21 protein-coding genes and 1 other RNA gene are annotated in these 23,900 nt (G+C 48.4%); 11 read left to right on the top strand and 11 right to left on the bottom strand.

Annotation, left to right across the window (positions count from 1 at the left end):
* Positions 1-8 precede the first annotated feature (8 nt).
* Both crcB and EIH22_RS06320 read right to left on the bottom strand, forming a co-directional pair.
* A complete protein-coding gene (crcB, locus tag EIH22_RS06325; protein WP_124054962.1) occupies positions 9-371 on the bottom strand; it encodes a fluoride efflux transporter CrcB in 363 nt (120 codons plus the stop codon).
* Entirely contained in the window at positions 368-826 is a 459-nt protein-coding gene (locus tag EIH22_RS06320) for a fluoride efflux transporter FluC (RefSeq protein ID WP_124054961.1), read from the bottom strand. The genes crcB and EIH22_RS06320 overlap by 4 nt, the downstream gene beginning before the upstream one ends.
* Positions 827-876: 50 nt before the next feature.
* Between EIH22_RS06320 and EIH22_RS06315 the strand changes: the two genes are divergently transcribed.
* The 8 genes from EIH22_RS06315 to EIH22_RS06280 all read left to right on the top strand — a co-directional run bounded on the left by EIH22_RS06315 (position 877) and on the right by EIH22_RS06280 (position 10,147).
* Entirely contained in the window at positions 877-1,677 is an 801-nt protein-coding gene (locus tag EIH22_RS06315) for a Nif3-like dinuclear metal center hexameric protein (RefSeq protein ID WP_124054960.1), read from the top strand.
* 242 nt (positions 1,678-1,919) lie between these two features.
* Positions 1,920-2,960 (top strand): LacI family DNA-binding transcriptional regulator, encoded by a 1,041-nt coding sequence (locus tag EIH22_RS06310; RefSeq protein ID WP_124054959.1) that lies wholly within the window; start codon positions 1,920-1,922, stop codon positions 2,958-2,960.
* Between the two features lie 13 nt (positions 2,961-2,973).
* A complete protein-coding gene (locus tag EIH22_RS06305; RefSeq protein WP_124054958.1) occupies positions 2,974-3,735 on the top strand; it encodes a glucose 1-dehydrogenase in 762 nt (253 codons plus the stop codon).
* Positions 3,732-5,192 carry a CoA-transferase gene (locus tag EIH22_RS06300; protein WP_124054957.1) on the top strand — a complete coding sequence of 487 codons (1,461 nt, stop codon included), beginning with the start codon at positions 3,732-3,734 and terminating at the stop codon, positions 5,190-5,192. Before EIH22_RS06305 ends, EIH22_RS06300 begins: the two co-directional genes overlap by 4 nt.
* Before the next feature lie 73 nt (positions 5,193-5,265).
* On the top strand, positions 5,266-6,441 hold the full coding sequence (locus EIH22_RS06295) for a thiolase family protein (RefSeq protein ID WP_124054956.1): 1,176 nt from the start codon (positions 5,266-5,268) through the stop codon (positions 6,439-6,441).
* 104 nt (positions 6,442-6,545) lie between these two features.
* Positions 6,546-7,694, top strand: coding sequence for a glycerate kinase family protein (locus tag EIH22_RS06290; RefSeq protein ID WP_160149036.1), 1,149 nt, complete (start codon positions 6,546-6,548; stop codon positions 7,692-7,694).
* 2 nt (positions 7,695-7,696) lie between these two features.
* Positions 7,697-9,334 carry a class I adenylate-forming enzyme family protein gene (locus EIH22_RS06285; RefSeq protein WP_124054954.1) on the top strand — a complete coding sequence of 546 codons (1,638 nt, stop codon included), beginning with the start codon at positions 7,697-7,699 and terminating at the stop codon, positions 9,332-9,334.
* A gap of 78 nt (positions 9,335-9,412) precedes the next feature.
* Positions 9,413-10,147 carry a zinc ribbon domain-containing protein gene (locus tag EIH22_RS06280; RefSeq protein ID WP_124054953.1) on the top strand — a complete coding sequence of 245 codons (735 nt, stop codon included), beginning with the start codon at positions 9,413-9,415 and terminating at the stop codon, positions 10,145-10,147.
* A gap of 55 nt (positions 10,148-10,202) precedes the next feature.
* On the opposite strand, the gene EIH22_RS06275 is transcribed toward EIH22_RS06280, so the two are convergent.
* Positions 10,203-10,976, bottom strand: a complete 774-nt coding sequence (locus EIH22_RS06275) for a YaaA family protein (protein ID WP_124054952.1) — start codon at positions 10,974-10,976, stop codon at positions 10,203-10,205.
* 99 nt (positions 10,977-11,075) lie between these two features.
* Between EIH22_RS06275 and rnpB the strand changes: the two genes are divergently transcribed.
* An RNA gene (gene rnpB, locus EIH22_RS06270) (RNase P RNA component class A) lies at positions 11,076-11,453 on the top strand.
* A gap of 56 nt (positions 11,454-11,509) precedes the next feature.
* Here rnpB and ppgK read toward each other — a convergent pair.
* Genes ppgK through panB form a run of 3 tightly spaced genes read right to left on the bottom strand, consistent with a single transcriptional unit; the run spans position 11,510 to position 14,080 of the window.
* On the bottom strand, positions 11,510-12,295 hold the full coding sequence (gene ppgK / locus EIH22_RS06265) for a polyphosphate--glucose phosphotransferase (RefSeq protein ID WP_124054951.1): 786 nt from the start codon (positions 12,293-12,295) through the stop codon (positions 11,510-11,512).
* Between the two features lie 20 nt (positions 12,296-12,315).
* Entirely contained in the window at positions 12,316-13,227 is a 912-nt protein-coding gene (gene map / locus EIH22_RS06260) for a type I methionyl aminopeptidase (protein ID WP_407640829.1), read from the bottom strand.
* A 55-nt stretch (positions 13,228-13,282) separates the two neighbouring features.
* Positions 13,283-14,080 carry a 3-methyl-2-oxobutanoate hydroxymethyltransferase gene (gene panB / locus EIH22_RS06255; RefSeq protein WP_124054950.1) on the bottom strand — a complete coding sequence of 266 codons (798 nt, stop codon included), beginning with the start codon at positions 14,078-14,080 and terminating at the stop codon, positions 13,283-13,285.
* A gap of 109 nt (positions 14,081-14,189) precedes the next feature.
* Between panB and EIH22_RS06250 the strand changes: the two genes are divergently transcribed.
* Both EIH22_RS06250 and EIH22_RS06245 read left to right on the top strand, forming a co-directional pair.
* Positions 14,190-15,527 (top strand): glutamine synthetase family protein, encoded by a 1,338-nt coding sequence (locus tag EIH22_RS06250; protein WP_124054949.1) that lies wholly within the window; start codon positions 14,190-14,192, stop codon positions 15,525-15,527.
* A gap of 85 nt (positions 15,528-15,612) precedes the next feature.
* Positions 15,613-18,645 carry a bifunctional [glutamine synthetase] adenylyltransferase/[glutamine synthetase]-adenylyl-L-tyrosine phosphorylase gene (locus EIH22_RS06245; protein WP_124054948.1) on the top strand — a complete coding sequence of 1,011 codons (3,033 nt, stop codon included), beginning with the start codon at positions 15,613-15,615 and terminating at the stop codon, positions 18,643-18,645.
* A 29-nt stretch (positions 18,646-18,674) separates the two neighbouring features.
* Here EIH22_RS06245 and EIH22_RS06240 read toward each other — a convergent pair whose 3' ends face one another.
* From EIH22_RS06240 to EIH22_RS06220, 5 genes are all read right to left on the bottom strand, one after another.
* Positions 18,675-19,457: an amino acid ABC transporter ATP-binding protein gene (locus EIH22_RS06240; RefSeq protein ID WP_327537494.1), complete on the bottom strand. Its 783-nt coding sequence runs from the start codon at positions 19,455-19,457 to the stop codon at positions 18,675-18,677.
* A 10-nt stretch (positions 19,458-19,467) separates the two neighbouring features.
* Positions 19,468-20,451 (bottom strand): amino acid ABC transporter permease, encoded by a 984-nt coding sequence (locus tag EIH22_RS06235; protein WP_124054947.1) that lies wholly within the window; start codon positions 20,449-20,451, stop codon positions 19,468-19,470.
* A gap of 20 nt (positions 20,452-20,471) precedes the next feature.
* The gene (locus EIH22_RS06230; protein ID WP_124054946.1) at positions 20,472-21,377 is read right to left on the bottom strand and encodes an ABC transporter substrate-binding protein; all 906 of its coding nucleotides are present in this window, start codon (positions 21,375-21,377) and stop codon (positions 20,472-20,474) included.
* 169 nt (positions 21,378-21,546) lie between these two features.
* The gene (gene glnA / locus EIH22_RS06225) at positions 21,547-22,971 is read right to left on the bottom strand and encodes a type I glutamate--ammonia ligase (protein ID WP_124054945.1); all 1,425 of its coding nucleotides are present in this window, start codon (positions 22,969-22,971) and stop codon (positions 21,547-21,549) included.
* 198 nt (positions 22,972-23,169) lie between these two features.
* A complete protein-coding gene (locus EIH22_RS06220) occupies positions 23,170-23,880 on the bottom strand; it encodes a DUF4191 domain-containing protein (RefSeq protein ID WP_124054944.1) in 711 nt (236 codons plus the stop codon).
* Positions 23,881-23,900: the final 20 nt, after the last annotated feature.

Below are 23,900 nucleotides of genomic sequence, written 5' to 3'. Positions count from 1 at the left end.
AGGCTTAGCTAGGCGAGGTTAAAACCTAATAAAATAGCTAGGTAAGAAGCAACCAAGCAAAGAAAGAGCATACTCCAAACGTAGAGGTGCGCTTTCTTTGCTTGGTTTTCTTTTAATAAGGTAAAGGCATCGAGTGATGCGGTGCTTAGGGTGGTGAAGCCACCGGCAAATCCAGTTCCGAGAATAGTGAGCCAAGTGTTGCTGAGAGCTCCGCCAAGCTGGAGACCGGTGCATAAACCGAGTATGAATGATCCAATCACGTTCACCACCAAAGTGCCGGTAGGGAAGTTTTCTTTTGGAAGCAGTGAATCAGTTACATAGCGAAGTGCTGCTCCTATTCCACCCGCAAATGCAACGGCTAATAAACTCATTTGGTTTTCTCCGGTCCTGCTATGTGAGTGGGAGTGTTAGGGGACTGAGGGTGATGGGTCGTTTGTTTGGGAAGCGCTAGCTTATTCGCGAATCCCACACCAAGACCCGCAAAAACAATTCCTAGCACGATGGTTACGAAGGGGTAGAATGTGGCCAACCACGAATACCCGTTTGCCAGAAGAAGGTTTGAATCAACCACGACGGCGCTATAGGTTGTGAATCCGCCTAGTAAGCCTGTTCCAAGGAAAAGACGAATAGTTAGTTTAGTTCGTGCTGAAATTGCACGACTTTTCACAAAGGTTGTCAAGAACCCAAGAGCGAAACAACCAATAAGATTAATTAAGGCAATTCCGACTGGCAGAACACTGAGCTTTGGAATAGCGGAGTTCGTGAGGTAGCGCAAAGCAACGCCGATGAAACCACCACAAAATACGGTGAGAACGGATTTAAACACTTTTAGATTCTATCGTTCGATCCTTGGAGACCGATTGATAGGATTGAGGTATGTCTGTAACGGTAGAAAAAATTGTGTCCACAATGAATGCCTTTTATCCAACCACATTGGCAGAGAGCTGGGATAAAGTCGGGCTCATTGCTGGAGACCTTTCCTGTGAAGTGCGAAAGATCGGTTTTGCTGTTGATCCGTGCGAAGCTACGATCAACGAAGCTATTGATCGTGGGGCAGATATGCTCATCACGCATCATCCACTCTATTTGCGTGGAACTTCAAGCGTTGCAACTGATTCATCTAAAGGCAGCTGGGTGCATCGACTAATTAAAAATGATTGTGCACTCTTCGCAGCTCATACAAACGCCGATGCTGCTGGGGATGGTACCGCGGCGGCTTTTGCCGATCTGCTTGGATTAGAAAATACGCGTCCGTTGGATTCAAACCCTGATTTTCCACAGCTGGGAATTGGGCGCATTGGAGAGCTTCCTTTGACGATGAGCGTGCTTGAGTTAGCGCAACGAATTTCTGCCAAGATTCCACAGGTTCCGGCTGGTATCACAATCGGAGGAGATCCAGAAAAGATTGTCAAGACGGTAGCCGTATCGCCTGGATCAGGTGATTCGTTCTTAGATCGAGTAAAAGAAGTTGATGCTGATGTTTATATCACCGCCGATCTTCGGCATCATCCAGCAACCGATCATCTTTGGTCGAGTGACTGTGCCTTGATTGGATTAACTCATTTTGCTTCAGAGTGGCCGTTGCTTCCAAACTTACAAAAGCGTCTTAACGCTGAGCTTGGGGTCGAGTCCTATGTTTCAACCATCATTACTGATCCTTGGATAATGCGAATCTAAAGTGTAATTACCTACTTTAAAGCGGGGGTTGTTAAGCGCTAACTTAACAACCCCCGCTTTAAAGTAACCGCAGTTAACAGGGTACGTTTGAAAATTTGTCTATCAAAATCTGTATGATCAACGCTCAAGAAGTATCAACTTAACATTGCTTAACTCACATTCTTATTGGGAATCTAATCACAAGTCGATGTGGACTCGTAATTTTATGAACCCAGCATCGGTGCACAAGGGAGTGAATCGTTTTGGATCGCAATAATCGCACTGAAAATCCTTCACCCGAAGGATCTGCCGCAGATATTGCGCGGGCACTAGGAGTGTCACGTGCAGCGGTGTCGTATGCGCTCAACGGCAAGCCGGGAGTTTCGTCAAGCACTCGGCAAAGAATCCTTGCTCTTGCAGAACAACGTGGTATTCACATTTCTGATCGCGCCTTGAATTGGAAAACCACGAAACCACTCGTCGGTCTAATCTTGGCGGATTTAAGCAATCCCTTCTATCAGGAGCTTGGAGTGGCAGTGTCGAACCATGCTCGCTGGCACGGCTACGATGCCTACCTATCCCACACGGGAGATGACCCTCTAGAACTCCTTACCTCTGTACGTGCAATGGCGAGCCACAGAGTCGATGGAATCATCCTCACTGCAACTCAAGATGGAGACGCGGCGGTTGTCCAAGAACTTCGAAAATCCAACACCCCATACGTCCAGGTATCACGCAAAATTCCAACTGTCCCCGGTGCATTCGTAGGAATTGACAACAAAGCTGCCTCTAAAGATATTGCATTGCACATGGTAAGCCACGGATTCCAAAAAATAGCTCTGGTGGTAGGACCGCGTCGGTCGTCTGCCTCAAATGATCGCTATGCCGGGTATCTTGACGGTTTGGTAGAAAGTGGCATCTTCGTTCCACAACAATGGATCGTTCGTACGTCGCTTGGTATTGATGGTGGTCTGAAAGCGGGAGAGTACCTGCGCTCCTTAGATCGTGGTCTGCCGGATGCAATCATCTGCGGGTCAGATGCAATTGCTCTCGGAATCATTGAGGACTTCGGTGCACATGGCTTTTACGTGCCTAATGACGTTGCTATTTGCGGATTCGATGGCGTAATTAGTCCAAGAACCTCCGATTTTTCATTAACAACGGTTGTTCAACCGGTCGACGACATGGCCGAAAACGCCGTAGTTTACCTAGACAATCTCATCAGAAACAAAGCAGTTACTCCGCACGAAGTGATCTGCCAATACTCACTACGCATCGGTAATTCTTGCCGATGCCAAATTTGAAAGGAGCGGTCTCATGACTTGCACCCCGCTAGAAAATAAAGTCGCTATCGTAACCGGTGCGTCTCAAGGTATCGGACGTGGAATCGCACTGAAGCTGGCAAATCGTGGCGCGACCGTCGTCGTCGTGGATATTAATGCGCAAGCGGCTCAGGAGACTGCAGAAGCATGCGGCGGAAAATCGATTGGACTGGCGCTTGATGTTTCCAATCGCGAAGCTGTAGATACGGCGGTGGAGCAGGTCATTTCCGAATTTGGAAAGATCGATATCCTGGTCAATAACGCTGGAATCAACCGCGACGGAATGCTTCATAAGATGACCGATGAAATGTGGGATTCCGTTATAGCTGTGGATCTATCAGCAGTGTTCTATTTCTGCCGTAAGGTTGGAACCCATATGCGTGAAATAGGATATGGACGTATCTGCAATGTTGCATCGGCTTCTTGGATGGGTAACATTGGCCAAACTAACTATGCTGCAGCCAAAGGCGGCGTTGTTTCTCTTACTCGCTCCATTTCAAAAGAGCTTGCGTTCAAGGGGATTACTGCCAACGCGATTTGCCCGGGTTTTATTGAAACAGCGATGACTACGGCTTTGCGTGAAGTTCCTTCGCGTGCGGGCTTTGACAACCTCTACGAGGAGCAGGTAGCTAAGGTTCCGTTGAAGCGAGCTGGCCAGCCTGAAGACGTTGCCAACCTCGTAGCGTTCTTGGTCTCAGACGATGCTTCCTACCTCACCGGCGAAGTCATCAATATCGGTGGAGGATACAAATTATGAGTTTCAAGTGCATTGAGCCAAATGAAGTGGCGAGCCTGATTCCAAATGGAGCAACCGTCGTCGGAAACGGATTCACCATGATGGGTGTGGCTGATGAAATCTACTTTGAAATCGAACAGTCCTTCCTCACCAAGGGTACACCGAACAACTTAACCTTTGTTCATGCCGCTGGGCAGTCTAATCGAGTAGATGGTTTGGCGCGTCTTGCGCACCCGGGCCTTCTCAAGCGCGTAGTGGGACCGCACTGGGGATTGAACCCGCCGATGGCTAATGTACTCGGCGCTGACGAAGTCGAAGCGATTTGTTTGCCTCAAGGGCAGATTTCTACCCTGTATCGTACGACTGCAGCTCATCGTCCGGGTCAGATTTCTACCGTGGGTCTGGGAACATTCGTTGACCCTAGGCACGACGGCGGTCGCATTAACGATTCAGCTAAGGCTGCCGTTCCAGCCGACGAATATGTTTCGCTCATGGAACTAGATGGTAAGGAATACTTGTTCTACAAGTCCTTCCCCATGGACGTTGCGATTATTCGTGGATCGCGAATCGATCCTGATGGAAATATGTCTCAAGAAGACGACGTCACCATCCTCGATAACCTGGCAATTGCTCAGGCTGTACATAATAGTGGTGGCATCGTAATTGCTCAGGTCAAAGAAATTGTTGAACGTGGCGATATCCCTGCTCGTGAGGTCGAAGTGCCTGGGGTTTTGGTTGACTACGTGATGGTGACTTCTGATCCTGCAAAGTATCATCGCCAGACAAACGCTTCAATTGAAGTGAACTGGGATCTAATCACTGGATACGCCTCTCCAGAGGAACTGAGTGAGTCACTGCTGGCCCATGAACTTGAACCAACCCGTGTAGCGATCGGTGAACGTGGTGCCAAGCTCGTCAAAGACGGCGACATCATCAACCTCGGAACTGGATTACCAGGCGATTCGATCGGCCGAGCGCTGGCTATGAGTGGTCAGATTGCGAATATTACTTTGACGGTTGAATCGGGAACCTATGGTGGAGTTCCTCTCGGTGTAGTTGATTTTGGATGCGCGCTTCACCCCGCTGCTATCATTGGGCACCCTCAGCAGTTTGACTTCTACAACGGTGGCGGAGTCGATATCACGTTTATGGGTGTTGGACAGGTAGATGGTTCTGGGAATATCAACGTTTCCGCATTTGCAGGTAAAGCAATCGGGTGCGGTGGCTTCATGGATATTGTGGACGGTGCGAAGAGAATTTGCTTTTTGATGGTTGCCGATTCGAAGCATCCGAAGTGGGTGGAAAAGGTAGATCAGCTCACCTTCTATGGAAAAGCTGCACTGGATAAAGGACAAGAAGTTTACCTAGCTACAGAGCATTACCTCGTTCAATTGACCGAAAAAGGGTGGGTGTTCCTTGAGATCGGTGATTCGCAGGAAGCTTTGGCTGCAGCACAACTTGTGATTACTGCGTCGTAATTCTCAATCAGAGCCAAAGCTCGAAACATCAATTCAATCGTATACACGAAGACGTGAGAGAAAAGGAAAATCAATGGAAAAGATCGTAGTTGTTGAAGGAGCAAGGACGGCTGTTGGCGCGTATGCTGGATCGCTTTCGACCACGCCAAACCACATCATGGGTTCAATTGCCGTGAAAGAAGCCGTAGCTCGTGCGGGTATTTCATCGGAAGTAGTTGATGAAGTCGTAGTCGGTTGCGTTGGGCAAGTGGGCGGAGATGCTTTTCTAGCACGTCGTATCGCGCTTGAAGCAGGTGTACGTGAGGACTCAAATGCGTTTACCGTCAACCGGCTTTGTGGTTCTGGCCTCCAGGCAGTCCAATCCGCAGCGTTCGAACTGCGTGCCGGTGATGCCAAGTTCGCGGTTGCCGGTGGCTCAGAGAATATGTCTCGTCAACCATTTATGGACTTCGATGCCCGTAATGGCTGGAAAATGGGCAACCATAACCTTGTAGACGGCACACTTTCGCTTGTTACTGATCCATTCGGAAACTATCCAATGGGTGTTACTGCGGAAAACGTAGCTGAGAAGTATGGAATTTCGCGCGAAGACCAAGATGAATTTGCTGTGTATTCCCAAGAAAAAGCTGCAAAAGCACAGGAAGCGGGATTGCTTGCCCCAGAAATTGTGGGAGTAACGGTTAAGGAGAAACGATCGGAACGCATTTTCGACGCCGACGAGCACCTACGCCCAGGAACCTCGGTAGAGAAACTGGCTAAGTTGCGTCCGGCTTTCCGTGACGGTGGAAGCGTAACTGCTGGCAACTCCTCTGGAATCAACGATGCATCAGCGATGCTTGTGATGACCACTGAAACAATTGCTAAGGCAGAAGGACTTAAGCCAATTGGTGAGTTCGTCAGCTTTGCTAAAGCGGGTGTTGCACCCGAGGTTATGGGATTTGCACCGGCTCTAGCTATCCCACGCGTACTCGAAAAGGCTGGACTAGCGCTTAGGGATATTGATTGGATCGAGCTCAACGAGGCATTCGCGGCCCAAGCGCTCGCGGTCATTCGGGATCAGAGCCTCGATATGGAGAAAACAAATCCACTAGGAGGAGCAATCGCCCTCGGACACCCAGTAGGTGCTACGGGCGCTATCCTTTCGCTTCGCACTCTCTACAATCTTCGCCGCACCGGCAAGGAATTCGGATTGGTGTCGATGTGCATTGGCGGTGGTCAAGGTGTTGCTGCTGTCTATCGTGCACTCTAGAACCAGCTTCTAGAATAAATATCAACGCCAACCTAAAACACTAAATGGAGCGGACTGTGGGGTGCACCGATGCGCCCCACAGTAGTCCACCTACCGGAGTCAAAATGAAAATCGTAATTGCACCAGATTCGTTTAAAGAGACTATGTCAGCACAGATTGTGGCACAGACGATGGAAGATGCTGTTCATGAGGTGTGGAAGGATGCGCAGTGCGTTTGCGTTCCTATGGCAGACGGTGGTGAAGGGACAACACAGTCACTGGTAGATGCACTAAATGGTGAAATCCGTTGCGTTGAGGTAGTTGATGCGCTGGGGCGGCCACGAACATCTTTCTTCGGTTGGATTGATAAAGAAAAGTTAGCGGTTTTAGAAGTAGCTCAAGCCATCGGAATTGAGCATATTTATCCGCAAGACCGGAACCCCACGCGATCTTCTACAGTTGGCGTAGGGATGATGCTAAATGCAATCAGTGAGCTTAAACCCAAGAAAATCATTGTTGGTTTGGGAGGATCAGCTACAAATGATGGTGGCTGGGGAATGTGCCATGAGCTTGGACTCAAGCTCAGTGATGCACAAGGTAAAGAAATCGATCCGTTTGAACCTCTTAGCCTTGCCAACGCAAGGAATCTTGATGCTTCTGGAATTGACCCAAGCTGGTACAGTGTTGACATCATTCTAGCATGCGACGTCAACAATCCGCTGTGTGGAGATAAGGGTGCCTCTGCGGTATTCGGTCCACAAAAAGGCCTGGGGTCAAAAGAGATAGCGGTTTTTGACCATGCCTTAAAAACATGGGGCGATCTTCTTGACTGTTACGCTAACCAAGCCATTTCCACTTGTTCGGGCGCAGGCGCTGCAGGTGGATTGGGTGCAGCTTTCATGGCAGTCCTTCAGGCAACGAACCGTGCAGGCGTCGACGTCGTAATTGAAGCCGTAGGTCTGGATGAGGCTTTAGAAGGGGCAGATCTGGCACTTACCGGTGAAGGCGGAATGGATTTCCAAACTAAGTTCGGAAAGACGCCGTGGGGCGTGATGTTGGCTGCTCGTAGACACGCAGTTCCCACAATCGCTTTTGCAGGGAAACTTGGTTACGGGGTTGAGTCACTTTACGACGACGGTTTCGCTGCCATTATTCCAACGGTCAGAAAAGTCTCTGATCTAGAAACTGCATTGAAAGATGCTCGACCGAGTCTTTTCGAAGCGGTCAAAATGATGTGCAAAATCATGGATGCACGTAATTTAGATGTGAGGTAACGATGCTGAGCGGGGAAATATTCTGGGATAAGAAACTGACATCGGATCTGTACGATGTTCAGTTGTATGGGCGTACCGTACGTTCGTACCGTGATGCACCGTCCTCGCTTTATGAAACGCTTGTAGAAACAGTGGAAAAACACAATGATAAAATTGCAATCTACACTGAAGATTCGAGAACTTTTACCTTCGGGCAGGTACTTGGATTAGTCGAAGAGTTTGCTTTATTTCTACATCGGAAGTATTCCATCAAAAAGGGCGATCGAGTAGGAGTTTTGCTCGACAACGGCATTGATTTCATCACTGCTTTCTACGCACTTAACCGACTTGGAGCAATAATCGTTCCGTTGCCGGGAAAGTTTCGCAAAAGTGAAATAACGGCTTTAGTTAATCGAGCAGATCTGATTTTGATCATTTGTCAAAAGCAACAAATCACTTGGTTCCCTGAACATCAAACGATAGTTACAACCTCGCAAAACTGCGATTTTGGCTTGCCACTACTGGACAGATTAGATACGTTCGTGGGCACAGACATGGCAGTGTATGCTGGCCTTCCACCGACTGACCTATCTCTAGTTGACGATGCAATTTTGCTTTATACCTCTGGTACAACGTCGCAGAGCAAAGGCGTTATCTTGACCAATATGAACGCCGTTCATGCCGTCAAATCTTATGAGCGTGTGTTAGGTCTAAGCGATAATGACTCAACTATTATCGCAGTGCCGATTTACCACGTGACCGGTATGATCGCTATCATCGGACTTTTTATCTACCTTGGTGGATCAATCCACATCCAAAAGCGGATGTGTGGCAGACCTTTCGTACGTGAGATCTATTCTTCGAATATCACGTTCATCCACGCCTCTCCAACTGTCTTCGCGTTGATGCTCGAAGAGCAAGAGCGATTCCCAGCTCTCAACAGTGTGCGAAAAATTGGCTGTGGAGCAGCCCATATGCCTATCACTAGGATTCAAGCTCTGCATGAGTGGATGCCTCAGATGGAATTCAGAACGATTTATGGCTTAACGGAGTCGTGTTCTCCGGGGTTCGTTTTTCCAACAGATGCAACGGTCCATCCTCATCTTGGAAGTTCTGGAATTCCAATTCCAGGAATGGACGTCAAGGTTTGTGACGACGACGGACGTGACTTGGGTTTTGGCACTATCGGAGAGATCTGGTTGCGAGGTGCAAATATCGCTCGTTGCTACGACAAGGTTCAGAGTAGCAGTTTTACCTCTGATGGATGGATCGCTACTGGTGATCTTGGCAAAGTATGCGAAGATGGATTCGTCTATGTTTTGGATCGGAAAAAAGATCTTATTAACCGAGGCGGTGAAAAAATCTGGTGTATCGATGTCGAAGAAGAACTGAGGTTGTTGCCTGAGATTGAGGATGCTGCGTTGGTGGGGGTACCTGACACGATTTATGGAGAAGTTCCGGCTGCTGCAATTGTGCTTGCGCCGGGTGAGAAGTTTGATGAAGAGTCGATTCGAATGCAGCTCAATAAACGCCTTGCACGTTATCGCGTGCCTGTTTATTTCAAGGTCGTTAACGAATTGCCAATGACACCTGGTTCGAAGATCGATAAGAATGCAATTAGGCACCTCTTCGCCTTTGAACCGGCGGTTGGAACGTTCTAAACTTTTCTCCCTCTAGCCTGCGTGTTGCCGGCGTCGTGCCCTATAGTAAAGTTACGAGCTACATAAAGTGAGGTATCAATGGTGAAGGCTCCACGTGAACAGCAGCTTAAACTTATTGAAGTTGCCCAACTTGACGCGCAGTTAGCGCGCCTAAACTCAAAGGTTAATCACCATCCAATGCGCGAAGAACTTCACAACCTTGACGTTAAACAAGAAGAAGCCTTGGCGAGTCGCGAAGACTTTAAGACACGTCATGATGGAGTAAACGCACAGAATGACGAACTCGATCGTCAAGTTCACGAGGTTTTAGAGAAAATCCATTCTAAGGAGACCAAACTCAATGCAGGAGTTGGGATGGACTCGCGTGAGCTATTGGCACTGCAATCTGAAATAGACACCGCTCGCAAGCACCTCCACGACCTTGAAGATGCTCAACTTAATTTGCTTGACGACGCCGATCAGCTGGAGTCTCGTATCGGTATCTGTAGCGACGAAATCGAGCAACTTCAACGGATGCGAGCTGAGGTTCAGCAAAGGTTTACCGCTGAACTTGCCACGTTGAACAATGAGATCACGAAGGTCAGTGCTGACAGAGACGGATTATTTAAACCCCTGGATGAGGCGTTGCAACGAGCATATGAAGGTGCTCGCTCTCGCGGTGGTCTTTCTGTGATCGGATTACATCATAATGGTGAGTCCACTGGTGGAGTGGCGCTTTCGCCTATCGAAGTTGCAGCTGTGAAGGCCGGTGCTGAAGACGAAATTTATATTTCTGAGGACTATGACTGTGTTGTGGTTCTTTTAGATAACTGAGGTGTAATAACAGAAGTCGTGAAGCTCAAACAGTGCTTATAAGAATCGTTAAATGTTAATCTTCATGCTGTACAAGTACTAGTTGCCATTGATTTTTACCGCTGGATATTAGTTCAGCATTGTCAATATGCCCGGAGCCAATAAGCTCTACGGCAAAGTCAAGCAATTCTTCAGGGTGTTGTATATCGACTTGGGCTTTCACTAGGTTCTTAGCCAGTAGACCGCGGAAATGCTTGGCATTATGGGATATAACTTTGCGTTCGCCATTGTGTTCTCTCACCGCATTAATAGAAATATGCTGGGAATTGACAGGCGGATTCCAAACTCGATAATTCCCTGATCGGCAATCTATAACCACGTCAGAATTATCTGGGGAAAAGCTGGCAAGCTCCTTCTTCCAAACTTTCTTGGTATTTCCAAATCCGGGGAGTGTTACTCCCATGGAAAGGCGGTAGGGCGGAATCATATCGCTGGGTCGTAGTACTCCAAAAAGTGCAGAAAAGATGAGGATGTGTTCATCAGCAAAGCTCAGTTCGGTGGAACAGGCGCTTTGTAGCTCCATTGCGCTGAATAACACTCCCGTATATATTTCGCGGGCGGGGGCACAGGGGAGTGAAAGCAGGTGAGTCTGTTTTGCTACGACGTCGTGAAGTTTGGGACCAACCTTTAAGATTGTGAGCGCATCGTCACGCCCAGCAGTTTCAATCAAATTTTTTGCAATGTCTTGGCGGGTGGCATTGAGGTTCGGTGACGATAAACTATCAAAGTTCAGCGGGGAGCCACTTGCCGGTGTGGTTTTGCTTTCTGAAGGTGGAAGTAAGATGAGCACCGACCCAGTTTAACAAATCAAAGTGCACTACCAGCGGTCAGCATCACCGCAAACTGCCTTGGTTTTATCTGCGCTGGGCGGATAGAATGCTTGTGCGAATGAGTCGACTAGGCGGTCGCGTGCATAGCAATATGCCCGAGGAACGTCCGGGCTCCACAGGGAACAGCGGTGGGTAACACCCACTCGGGGCGACCCGCAGGAAAGTGCCACAGAAAATAAACCGCCGTGACTATTTGTAGCTACGGTAAGGGTGAAAAGGCGAGGTAAGAGCTCACCGCGTAACTGGCGACAGCTACGGCATGGTAAACCCCGCTGGGAGCAAGACCAAGCAGTATACAGTGAGGCGTCCCGCTGAGTATACGGGTAGGTTGCTTGAGTCACGTGGTAACACGTGATCTAGATGGATGGCTGCCACTTGGTTGAGAACCTTTGGATCTCAACCAAGTACAGAACCCGGCGTATCGGTCGACTCATTCGTTTTCAATATGCCTTGAAATGGGACAGCCTTGAAGCGAAAAATTGAGTTCAATTAGCTAGGCAAGCTTATCTGCCTTTTTATTCTCCTGATATGCCATCAAAGCAGCACCTACTATTCCTGCGCCATTTCGAAGTTCAGCTGGAATGATAGGAGCATTGGTGGAAATCAACGGTACATATTTCTTGTATTTCTTAGAGATACCGCCACCAATGATAAATAAATCGGGGGAGAAGAGCATTTCAAGGTAGCTGAAAACTTCTTGGAGGCGACCTGCCCACTCCTCAAAGCTGAGTTCTTCGCGCTCGAATACTCCAGAGGACGCGAAATGTTCAGCTTCGATACCTCGAGGTAAAACGATATGACCCATCTCTGTGTTCGGCACAAGTGTTCCTGCCGATACCAAAGCAGATCCAATTCCGGTTCCCAATGTTAAAACGAGAACGGTGGCTGGGTTACCGTGGGCGGCACCAAAGTGAACTTCAGCGTAACCGGCCGCATCGGCGTCGTTCAATACAGTAACTGGACGCTTAAGCTTTTTAAAGAACAGTTCATCTGCGTGAATTCCGGTCCATTCTTGAGACAGATTTGCAATCATGGGGACGACTCCACGCAGAATCGGCGCAGGAAAAGAGATTCCAACTGGAACGTCGTCGGGAAGATCAAATGAATCGACTATTTCTTTCACAACGTTGGCAATTGTATCTGGACTGGCGTTCTCTGGCGTTGGAATTCGAACGCGATCCTCGGTAAACATACCGGTCTTAAGATCAACCGGTGCACCTTTGATACCAGAACCACCAATATCGATTCCTAGGGCAATTCGACGAAATTTCTTTTTCATTGGAGATATCCCTCCTGATATTAGAGCTCTGGCATCGCCGCGGATTTTTGGCCTTGTGAGGGGAGAGTAAGAATCTCAAAACCGTCTTCTTTAACGAGGATCGTGTGCTCCCATTGTGCACTGCGGCCGTGGTCCTTCGTCAAAACTGTCCAATCATCGTCCCACTGATCCCAAGCAATAGCCCCCATTGTTAGCATCGGTTCAATTGTAAAGACCATTCCCGGTTCAATAAGGTCGTTGTGGAGAGGGGCAGTGTCGTAATGAGGGACGATCAAACCTGAATGAAAGGCTTCGCCAACTCCGTGGCCGGTGAAGTCTTCAACTACGCCGTAATTAAAACGCTTTGCATAGGATTCGATTACACGACCGATGATGTTAATTTCGCGCCCCTGTTTAGCTGCTTTGATACCACGCATCATGGCAGTGTAAGTGCGTTCGCACAGCAGCTTTGATTCGGTATCTACCTCACCAACATAAAACATTGCGTTGGTATCGCCATGAACACCGTTCTTATAGGCAGTTACGTCAAGGTTGACGATATCTCCCTCTTCGAGTGGACGGTCATCGGGAATACCGTGGCAAATAACTTCATTCACTGAAGTACAAATGGATTTCTTAAATCCCATGTAGCCCAAGCATGAAGGGTAGGCTCCGTGATCGCACATGTATTCGTGGGCAATACGGTCAAGTTCATCTGTGGTGACGCCGGGCTTAATGGAATCACCAGCGGTATAGAGAGCATCAGCTGCAATTGTTCCTGCTTCACGAATCTTTTCGATAATCTCGGGTGATTTAACATCTGAAGCCGTTACTACTTCAGGTCCGTCGTGGAACATGTATTCGGGTCGCTCAATATGCTTTGGCACGTTCCTTATTGGGCTGAGTTTCCCCGGCTGAATATTTCCAACTGGTGCGCGATGTGGATCCATCATTCTTACTTCTTGTCCTGCTCTCTAATTTCGTTTTGCGCCACTGTTTTTAAGGAATCTATTCCATGAAAGTGTGTTTTTCTTCGGGAAATGATCGGTCACGTACCGCTTCGTTGTACATCATCGCTGCATCTGTTAACGCGGCACCAACTTCGCCGAATACCTTAACGAAGCGTGGCTGCCAATCGCTCATTCCTGCCATGTCCGTCCATACCAAAACCTGACCGTCACAGTCTGGACCAGCACCGATACCGATCGTAGGAATTTCGAGGTCCATGGTGATGTCTTTCGCTACTGGAGCTGGCACCATCTCAAGGACGACGGCGATTGCTCCTGCTTCTTGAACGGCGATGGCATCGGCTTTCACCTGTTCGGCGCCGGTGCCACGGCCTTGGACGCGCGGACCACCCAAGCTATTTTCAGCTTGAGGTGTGAAACCAACGTGGCCAACTACGGGAATACCTGCATCCGTAATCGCTTGAATCGCGTTGGCACGGCGTTCTCCACCTTCAAGCTTAACTGCTGCAGCGCCCGCTTTAATTAACTTAATCGCCGACTGTACAGCCTGTGCGGTGCTTTCTTCATACGAGCCAAAGGGGAGGTCGGCAACTACGAAACTCCTTGCCACTGAGCTTGCAACCGAGCGTGTTGCAACTAGCATCTCTTCGAGGCTAACCGGAATTGTAGACTCGTAACCGAGCATTGTGTTTCCATAGCTATCACCTACTAAGAGCATGTCCGTTCCGGCGGCATCGAAAATTCGTGCCGTCACGGCGTCGTAGGCAGTGAGCATCGTAATAGGTGTACGTTCTTTCTTCCACTGTTGAAGATGGTGAGCGCGTACTCGCTTAATCATAGTTGCCTCCGTAGGTGATGCAGATTCAGTTGATACACATTCTACTATTAGTTCCCCAAACTTCGACTTACTCAGGCACAATAGATACCAGAAGAAATATGGAGGTACGATGGATCGCCAACAAGAAGACGTACTGCGGATAATTGAAGAAAAAGAAGTTCGCTTTGTTCGCCTATGGTTTACAGACGTCTCGGGAACCCTTAAATCGGTCGCTATTGCTCCGGCAGAGCTAGAAAATGCTTTTTCTGAAGGCATTGGCTTTGATGGATCCGCTGTCCAGGGTCTTACCCGCGTACATGAAGCTGATATGGTGATGCGCCCAGATGCTTCGACTTTCCAAATTTTGCCTTGGTATGACGAAGGCGAAGTTGCAGGAAGAATGTTCTGTGATATCTATACGCCCGACGGCGAACCGGCACGATCGGATCCTCGTGCGGTTTTGAAGCGTGCTTTGGAACAAGCCGCCGAGCTTGGTTTCTCTTTTCACGTGCATCCAGAGATTGAGTTTTACCTGATGCATCCAGAAACCGATCCGAATGTTGTTCCGCGTCCGATTGACCACGGATCCTATTTTGATAATGTATCGCGTTCGCTTGCTCGGCACTTCCGTTCTGACGCGGTCAAGACGCTAGAGGATCTCGGAATTTCGGTTGAATTTTCTCATCATGAAGCTGGTCCCGGTCAAAATGAAATCGATCTACGAGTAGCTGATGCCCTTACAATGGCTGACGACATCATGACCTTCAGAGTCGTTATTGATCAGATTGCGTTACAGCAGGGTGTGCAGGCTTCCTTCATGCCTAAGCCTTTGATCGAATGTCCAGGTAATGGTATGCACACTCACTTCTCTCTATTCGAGGGGGAAAAGAATGCGTTCTTTGACCCAACCGGTGAGTTCCAGTTATCGAAAACTGCTCGGCAGTTTATTGCAGGTTTGCTTCACCATGCTCGCGAAATTACAGCTCTGACCAATCAGCACGTAAATTCTTATAAGCGACTTTGGGCAGGATTCGAAGCTCCAGCTCATATTGCTTGGGGAAAGAATAACCAATCGGCATTGATTAGGATTCCAACGCTGCGTGCTGATAAACCAAAATCTGCCCGAATTGAATATCGTGCACTGGATTCAGCTGTAAATCCCTATCTAGCCTTTGCCGTAATCCTCAATGCGGGATTAGCCGGAATCAAAAATAACTATGAACTTCCAGAGGCGGTAGATACTGACGTTGCAGCACTCTCAGCACGCGAACGTCGAGCCTTAGAAATCGACTCGCTACCGTCCTCATTATCTGATGCTTTGCGCGAAATGGAAGTATCAGAGCTAGTAGCACAAACTTTGGGTGAAGATGCCTTTGATTACTTCCTTCGAAATAAGCGCAAGGAGTGGGAGAAGTATCGTTACCAAGTAACGCCGTTCGAACGTGAAGCCTTTCTGCCAAACGTCTAAAACTTGAGTGAAACTCGGATGGGTATCTTCGAAGACTCGCGTGAGCACCGTCGTCGTCAACTAAACCAGGAAAGGTGGAAACCCGATGCCTCGTGTGGAATCACAGCAATCATTGCTGGTTCGTGCCGGATTTTTAGACACGGGTAAAGCACATCGACTCCTCCAAGATCCTGTTCTTGACTCGGTTAATCACGAGTGGCTCTTAGATCAAGTTAGACATACCGCCGATCCTGATCTTGCGCTACTGGCCTATATTCGCCTCCTCGAATCAGCTCGTGCATATGGGAAAGACGCCATGGATGCCCTCTACTTGGTGTGCGAAGAGGAAAAGGCATGCCAGCGACTATTTGCAGTGCTGGGAATGTCTACCGCATTAGGAGATTATCTAGTAGCCAGACCAGTCAACGTCCATATTCTCCAAGATTATAAAATTGGATCCGAACCGCTGAATAGTTCGTTAGAGAAAGAAAAAGAAAGTGCGTTAGCGGCAGTGCAAGCAAGGTTGCACGATGGAGTGTATATTTCTGAGCTACCACCTAGCGAGGGCATAGATGCTTTGCGGGCACACTATTGGTACCGCATTATTCAGCTGGCCTCTGTGGACTTAACACAGGCTGATGCCGGTTACGTTATGCCAGATGTGAGCGCCTGTATCTCAGACATTGTGGGTGGAGTATTAGAGGCCGGTCTTGCGGTAGCACGAGCTCACATACCTAATGCTAAAGATGTTGGCTTAGCAGTGATCGCAATGGGGAAGACGGGCGCTCGCGAAGTTAACTATATTTCAGACGTTGACGTGATCTACGTAGCCGAAGCATTGAATTCGGACCTTGACGAGTCTGAGATGCTGAATATTGCTACCCACATGGCGAACTACCTACAACGCCTTGTCAGTGCACCAAGTGAACAACCAAAACTCTGGGATCTAGATCCGAACCTTCGACCCGAAGGCAAAGATGGACCGTTGGTGCGGACTCTCGAATCTCACCGAATCTATTACAAACGATGGGCTCAAGATTGGGAATTTCAAGCTTTGTTGAAAGCTCGGCCGATTGCCGGTGATGGTGATCTCGGAAGGCGTTACTTAGAGATGGTTACGCCACTGGTGTGGACGGCGTCGCAACGTGAAAATTTTGTTGAAGACTCGCGCGCTATGCGTAGGCGCGTTGAAGATCTAGTTCCTAAAAAGGATGCCGAATTTGAATTAAAACTCGGAAAAGGAGGGCTTCGAGATGTTGAGTTCACTGTCCAACTATTACAACTTGTGCATGGGCGATCTGATGAAGCCCTCCATGTTTCCTCCACACTTGACGCCTTGGGTGAGCTCAGCCGTAGGGGATATGTGTCTCGGAAACACTCCCACGAGTTATCACAGGCCTATAAGTTCTTACGCGCCCTGGAACACCGCATTCAACTTCAGCGATTTAAGAGAACACACTTAGTTCCTCAATCTGAACAAGAGCTGAGGCGAATCGCGCGTGCGCTAAGCGGCTATGAGTTTTCCTCTGCAACAGAGTTACTTTCTTATTATAAAAAAGTACGACGCCGTGTCCGTGAGCTTCACCTCGAGATCTACTATCGACCTCTTCTACCGGAAGTCGCACGGCTATCGAACGAAGATATTTCGTTGGATGCGACTGCAGCGAAAGATCGTTTGGCGGCAATTGGATTCCGCGACCCCAGTTCAGCCTTGTACCAGATTAAGGCTTTAACCAGTGGTATCTCGCGTACTGCACTTATTCAACGGCAACTCATTCCAGTTATGATCGGCTGGTTTGCACAAGGTGCGGAACCTGATCGAGGTTTGCGATCATTTCGTATTATTTCCGAACAGATGGGATCAACCTCCTGGTACATGCGCACGCTAAGAGATTCGACGATCGTTGCAGAACGATTGGCGCATGTTTTATCTTCGTCTCGCTACATCTGCGATATGCTTCCGCTGCATCCCGAATCTATTACATGGTTGGACGATGATTCTTATCTTGGGACTCGAAGCTTTGAAGAACTCACCCACGAGTTAGATTCTTTGCTTTCACGCCGCGATTCGCCAGAGGAAGTCGTACTTGCTGGAAGATACCTACGCCGTAAGGAGCTACTTCGTGCGGCCTTGGCACAGGTCCTCGGTATCAGTACCGCGCAAGACACTCGCTGCGCCATTTCTAACTCTGCTGATATCGCGATCGAGGCCGCGCTAAGATCCGCAATCATGAAGCTCGAAACAGAATCGAAAGCTGTTCCGATAGATTTCGCTGTTATCGCGATGGGACGATTCGGCGGACGTGAACTGAGCTATGCATCGGATGCTGACGTCGTCTTCGTTCATGCGGCAAGACCAGGGGTGTCTGATAATGATGCAGATACATTTGCAAATGACTTAGCTCGGACGATGATAGCTATGTTGGGGATGACGGCGAAGGAGCCTGTTCTCAAGATTGACGCCGATTTGCGTCCTGAAGGAAAGAACGGACCGCTGTCGCGTAGTTTAGATAGCTTTGGTCAATACTATGACCGCTGGGTAGATACTTGGGAAAAACAAGCTCTATTGAGAGCACGTTTTTGTGTGGGGGACCGAGAGCTGGGGGAGAGTTTTCTTAAGCGTATCGAGGAGCTACGTTATCCCGACGGCGGTCTGAATGCTTCTGAGCTACGTGAGATTCGAAGTCTGAAGGCACGAATGGAGACGGAACGGATGCCGCGCGGCATAGATCCCACCCGTCACTTAAAATTGGGACGTGGAGGTTTATCTGATGTCGAGTGGTGTGCTCAGCTAATCCAATTAGAGCATGCTCACCGAGTTCCAGAATTGCGCACTACGCAGACCGTTAAGGTTTTGCGGTGTGCACGGGAAAAGAAAATTATTTCAGCCAGTGATGCTCAACAACTAATTAAGGCCTGGGAATTTGCCTCGATTTTACGTGACCTCAATGTACTTGGTACGGGGCGAACCCAAGGATCGAAGATCGATGTGCTTCCGCATGAGAGTACCGAATTGGGCATCATTGCGATGCTGTTGGGATATCCTATTGATAAACGTCATGATGTGGAAGAAAACTATTTAAGGATTGCTCGCCACGCAAGAAAAGTGTGCGAGCAAATCTTCTATGGTGAAAGATAAGCTCGCACACTTTTCTATGGGGGTCTTCACTAAAGGACCTTGGAAAGGAAATCCTTTGTACGAGGATGGGTTGGGTTTTCGAAAAGCTCTGTTGGTGTTCCGGCCTCAACGATTACACCCTCGTCCATCAAAATCACTTGGTCGGAGACCTCACGAGCGAAACCGATTTCGTGGGTGACCACGATCATCGTCATTCCTTGCTGAGCTAGATCCTTCATAACGTTCAAAACCTCGCCAACAAGCTCGGGATCGAGTGCTGACGTTGGCTCATCGAAAAGCATCAGATCGGGTTTCATTGCAAGAGCGCGTGCGATTGCAACTCTCTGCTGCTGGCCACCGGAGAGCTCCGAAGGATAATAGTTAATACGATCAGCTAGACCAACTTGACCGAGCAATTCGATCGCCTTCGCTTTAGCTTCGGCTTTATCTTCTTTGAGTACATGAATTGGAGCTTCCATGACGTTCTCGAGGGCTGTCATATGAGGGAAGAGGTTAAAACGTTGAAAAACCATTCCAATTTTGGCGCGTTGCTGAGCGATTTGCTTGTGGTTAAGTTCGTAGAGCTTTCCATCTCTATCGGAATATCCCATTAGCTTGTTGTCAACGAAGATTCGTCCAGCTTGAATGGTTTCGAGCTGATTGATGCAGCGCAGAATAGTTGATTTTCCTGAGCCAGAAGGACCCAAGATGGTGCAAACGCTTCCAACTGGTACTTCAAAAGAAACACCCTTCAGAACGTGCAGGTTTGAAAAGAACTTGTGAACGTTCTGAACCGAAACCATGTTTCCGGTAGCTTTAAAGTTTTCTGCCATGAGTTCTATCCTACGGAGTGTATTCGATAAATGGATCGTCTTTTGTGGTTGCCGACGCGTTAATCGCTTGTTGGCGCGAGGAACGCTGGCGATGTTTTGCGCGACGTGACTGTGATCCGGACTTACTATCTTGAGTGCCTCGGCCAAAGTACTGCTCTAGGTAGTGCTGGCCGACCATAAGGATAGAGGTAATAACTAGGTACCAAATTGCGGAAACCAGCAGGTATGGAATCGGCTTGAAGCTCGATTGCCCAATTGCATTGGTTACATAGGTTAGTTCCAATGTGAACGGTACGGCAGTTACCAAGGAGGTAGTCTTGAGCATCGAAATTGTTTCGTTGCCGGTTGGCGGAACAATTACGCGCATTGCCTGTGGCAAGACGATACGACGCAAAATCTGAGAGTTTGACATTCCCAGTGCCTTCGCGGCTTCTTCTTGACCACGATCAACCGAGTTCAATCCTGAGCGAACAATTTCGGAAAGGTAGGCACCTTCGTTCAAACCGAGTCCAAGCAGTGCGCAAACAAACATAGTAGTGTCCATTGAGGCAAATACTTCATAAGGCTTGAAGGACATTAGACTGATGTTGGTAAATGGTATGCCGATTGAAATTTGCTCATAGAGAACACCAATGAGACCCCAGAAAATGAGCTGTGTATAAATCGGCGTTCCACGGAAGAACCAGATGTAGACGGTAGCAACCCAACGAAGAATTGGATTTTCTGAGCGACGCATAATTGCCATCGTCACTGCCATAATGATACCGAGGACCATTGATCCTACTGTGAGGAGGAGTGTCCAGCCGATTGCGTGGAATATCTCTGGCTTGAATAGGGTTGCAAAAACAACATCCCATTCGTACTTCGGATTTGTAATTAGCGTATTAATAATCAATGCAGCGATAATCGCGACTATGGCCGCTGAAATCCAACGACCATAGTGACGCACCGGCACAGCACTGATAATCTCAGGCTTTTCGGTGTGGGTATTCATTTCTCAGTTCCTAAGTCTTTTTAGTTCGCAGGGTTGAGCGCTGCGTCCTTGGAGATACCATCTGTAATTCCCCAAGTCTTAAAGATTTCGTTGAGTTGTCCGTTGTCAATGAGGTACTTTAGTGCTGCCTGAGTAGCCTTGGTGAGTTGATCGTCTTGCTTGGAAACGACGATTCCAACTCCTGCCACATTTTCTGGATCGCCAACTAATTCGGTGGAACCATTGGTAATCGTCGAAGCGTATTCGGCAACTGATGAGTCGCTAGACATTGCTACGAGCTTACCTCCTGCTAAAGCGGTGGTAACTGCTGACTGCTCGTTGTAACGCTGGATTTGGATCTTCTTATCTGCTGGGCACTTGGCGTTAAGAGCATCGATTTCTTCGTCCTGAATTGTACCTGTTTGGACGCCGACGATTGCGCCGCAGGGGTTCTTTGGATCAAACTTTTTAGGGTTGCCCTTTTGGACGGACCAAGATGATCCGACGCGGAGGTATTCGATCATGTTGACGGTTGCGATTCGTTCCTGGTTAATCGAGAAGTTTGCAACGCCAAGTTCGTATTTAGAACCAATGGCTGGAATAATCGCGGCAAATTCAGCCTGCTGAATATCGGCTTTGAGACCCATGACCTTGGCAAGAGCGTTCGTAAGGTCAATGTCATAACCCTGGGCTGTCTTTCCATCGCTGCCATAGAACTCTGCAGGTGCATAGTAAATGTTGTTTCCTACGGTAAGCGTTCCATCGCTCTTAACGGCTTCTGGAACCATCGCTGCAATGGAATCTACTTTTTCTACCTTGCTTAAGTCAGCTGAGGTAATCTCGCTTCCTCGGGATTCGCCGGATCCAGATTTCGATTCTTCCGCACCGCAGGCAGAAAGTGCCAGAGCGATCGATAAACAGACGGCTGCAAATGGTTTCCGACGCATTTTGACTCCTAAGGTTGTTTGGATTGTATTAAATAATATACACACTAACGCATAGATATGTAAATTATTTTAATTGTGCAGTCGGTCTCGTCCCATATTTTGGATAGAAATGGGTGGTTCGCATAAGAAATGCGAACCACCCATTCGGTGTATTTTATTTCGGTCGGCTTTACAGATCGTAGTAGAGCGCAAATTCGTATGGATGAGGACGCTGACGAAGTGGGTCAATTTCCTTTTCGCGCTTGTAGGAGATCCAGGTTTCGATCAGATCTTCCGTGAATACGTCGCCTTCGGTCAAGTAGTCATGATCTGCTTCGAGAGCACGAAGAGCGTCTTCGAGTGATTCAGGAAGCTGCGCAATCTGGGAGTGTTCTTCTGGCGGAAGCTCGTAAAGGTCTTTATCGATTGGATCCGAAGGCTCGATGCGGTTCTTGATACCGTCAAGGCCCGCCATGATTTGGGCTGCAAATGCCAAGTATGGGTTTGCTGATGGATCAGGAACTCGGTATTCAACACGCTTTGCCTTTGCCGAGTTGCCGGTAACAGGAATTCGAATACAAGCAGAACGGTTACGTGCCGAATAGACGAGGTTCACCGGTGCTTCGAAGCCTGGGACCAAACGATGGAAGGAATTGATCGACGGGTTAGTGAAAGCGAGTAGCGAAGGTGCGTGGTGGAGGAGACCACCCACGAACCAACGTGCTAGGTCAGAGAGTCCGCCGTAGCCCTTCTCATCATAGAATAGTGGAGCGCCATCCTTCCAAAGGGATAGGTGGCAGTGCATACCGGAGCCGTTATCGCCGAAGAGTGGCTTGGGCATAAAGGTGGCTGTCTTCCCGTTTTGGAAAGCGACGTTCTTGATTACGTACTTAAATTTCATCATGTCGTCTGCTGCGGCGAGCAATGTGTTAAATGTGTAGTTAATTTCTTGCTGTCCGCCAGTTCCAACTTCATGGTGAGCCCGTTCGATGTTTAATCCAACCTGTTGGCAGGTAGCGGTCATTTTGTCGCGCAGATCTGCCATCTGGTCGTTAGGCGAGACCGGGAAGTATCCGCCCTTGATACGCGTTTTGTATCCGAGGTTTCCGCCTTCTTCTTCTCTTGAGGTGTTCCACCAGGCTTCCTTGGAATCGAGTTGGTAGAACGAACCACGTGGTTCGTCGCCGAATCGAATTTCATCGAAGATATAGAATTCAGCCTCTGCCCCAATGTAAGCGGTATCGGCAATACCGGTCGACTTTAAGTATTCTTCTGCGCGACGTGCAATATTACGTGGATCTCGTCGGTAGGTTTCTCCGGTGAATGGATCAATAACGGAGAAATTGATGACGAGCGTCTTATGTTCTCTAAAAGGATCGACGAATGCGGTGTCAAGATCAGGCACAAGCTTCATATCTGATTCGTGAATTTGGGTGAAACCGCGAATTGAAGAACCATCAAACATCAGTCCTTCGGTCAGATTTTCTTCGCTGAACGCATTAATTGGAATGGTGAAATGTTGCATAACACCAGGGAGGTCGCAGAACCTAATATCTACAAATTCAATTTCTTCGTCAGAAATGAACTTAATTGCTTCTTCAACGCTTGAAAACACGTTTACTCCTCACTGAAGGGGGATCTAATGATCCACGTAAAAACCGTTACTAACGGTCACAGTCACAAGTCTAAGAAAAATCGAATAATAAAAGCGAATGTGGCGGGCTGATGAATAGAATCAGCCCGCCACATCTCAAAATATAAGAAAAGTAAGATCAAATACTGTATAAATTATCTCCTACCTCACATTTTAGACTCAGCCCCGCATAGCGCGACGGTTTGCGCGAGCCTTTGTTGGATCAATCCCCTTGGGAATGGGAAGTGCGGAAGGTTTAACGGCATCGAAACGAACAGTAAGCGCTGCGATTTCCTGGTTAGAAATTGACTTTGGTAGACGCTGGAGGGCTCGCTGGAGTTTCTCGAGTCGTACCTGACCATCATCGTGTCCAACCTTAATTACGTGAACAGGGGCAGTTGGAGCAACGCGCTTAATCCACTGGCGCTCTTCATTAATTAGCTTCTGTACACGGTGGTTCGGTCCTTCAGAAACAAGCACAACTCCAGGTCGTCCAACTGCACGGAAAACCATATCTTGAGTGCGAGGATTAAAGCGAACCGGTTCGGCACTAATTGACCAACCACGCTTGATTTGATCAAGAACTGCGGCTACAGCACCTGGCATGCCGTCAATTTGCATATATGAGGCTTTCTTCACGAGCTGGGTCAATACCAACAGTGAAACTGTAGCTCCAAACAAGAGGCCCATGATTGACCAGAGAATTACTTTGCCCGTTACTAAACCGATGACGACGCCAAGAACAAGAATGCCTAGCAGGGAACCGAATACGGCATATGGGGTCCACGAAAAACTCTTCGAGGAAACCTTGTATGCGTCAGCAAGGTACGAATACCAGCGTTTCTTCTTTGCCTTCTTAGGCTTCTTAGTAGTCGATTCGTCTTTAGCCATTGATATTCCTTCACTTAGGT

The organism is Arcanobacterium ihumii (assembly GCF_900604515.1).
Lineage (GTDB): Bacteria > Actinomycetota > Actinomycetes > Actinomycetales > Actinomycetaceae > Arcanobacterium_A > Arcanobacterium_A ihumii.
Note: the sequence above shows the minus strand (reverse complement) of the source record. Positions and strands in the feature narration are given on the sequence as shown.

Bases quoted from the DNA above. Each gene is read 5' to 3' on its own strand.
- crcB (WP_124054962.1), bottom strand. From the start codon at position 371: ATGAGTTTATTAGCCGTTGCATTTGCGGGTGGAATAGGAGCAGCACTT.
- EIH22_RS06315 (WP_124054960.1), top strand. From the start codon at position 877: ATGTCTGTAACGGTAGAAAAAATTGTGTCCACAATGAATGCCTTTTAT.
- EIH22_RS06305 (WP_124054958.1), top strand. From the start codon at position 2,974: ATGACTTGCACCCCGCTAGAAAATAAAGTCGCTATCGTAACCGGTGCG.
- EIH22_RS06300 (WP_124054957.1), top strand. From the start codon at position 3,732: ATGAGTTTCAAGTGCATTGAGCCAAATGAAGTGGCGAGCCTGATTCCA.
- EIH22_RS06295 (WP_124054956.1), top strand. From the start codon at position 5,266: ATGGAAAAGATCGTAGTTGTTGAAGGAGCAAGGACGGCTGTTGGCGCG.
- EIH22_RS06290 (WP_160149036.1), top strand. From the start codon at position 6,546: ATGAAAATCGTAATTGCACCAGATTCGTTTAAAGAGACTATGTCAGCA.
- EIH22_RS06285 (WP_124054954.1), top strand. From the start codon at position 7,697: ATGCTGAGCGGGGAAATATTCTGGGATAAGAAACTGACATCGGATCTG.
- EIH22_RS06280 (WP_124054953.1), top strand. From the start codon at position 9,413: ATGGTGAAGGCTCCACGTGAACAGCAGCTTAAACTTATTGAAGTTGCC.
- ppgK (WP_124054951.1), bottom strand. From the start codon at position 12,295: ATGAAAAAGAAATTTCGTCGAATTGCCCTAGGAATCGATATTGGTGGT.
- map (WP_407640829.1), bottom strand. From the start codon at position 13,227: ATGATGGATCCACATCGCGCACCAGTTGGAAATATTCAGCCGGGGAAA.
- panB (WP_124054950.1), bottom strand. From the start codon at position 14,080: ATGATTAAGCGAGTACGCGCTCACCATCTTCAACAGTGGAAGAAAGAA.
- EIH22_RS06250 (WP_124054949.1), top strand. From the start codon at position 14,190: ATGGATCGCCAACAAGAAGACGTACTGCGGATAATTGAAGAAAAAGAA.
- EIH22_RS06245 (WP_124054948.1), top strand. From the start codon at position 15,613: ATGCCTCGTGTGGAATCACAGCAATCATTGCTGGTTCGTGCCGGATTT.
- EIH22_RS06240 (WP_327537494.1), bottom strand. From the start codon at position 19,457: ATGGCAGAAAACTTTAAAGCTACCGGAAACATGGTTTCGGTTCAGAAC.
- EIH22_RS06235 (WP_124054947.1), bottom strand. From the start codon at position 20,451: ATGAATACCCACACCGAAAAGCCTGAGATTATCAGTGCTGTGCCGGTG.
- EIH22_RS06230 (WP_124054946.1), bottom strand. From the start codon at position 21,377: ATGCGTCGGAAACCATTTGCAGCCGTCTGTTTATCGATCGCTCTGGCA.
- EIH22_RS06220 (WP_124054944.1), bottom strand. From the start codon at position 23,880: ATGGCTAAAGACGAATCGACTACTAAGAAGCCTAAGAAGGCAAAGAAG.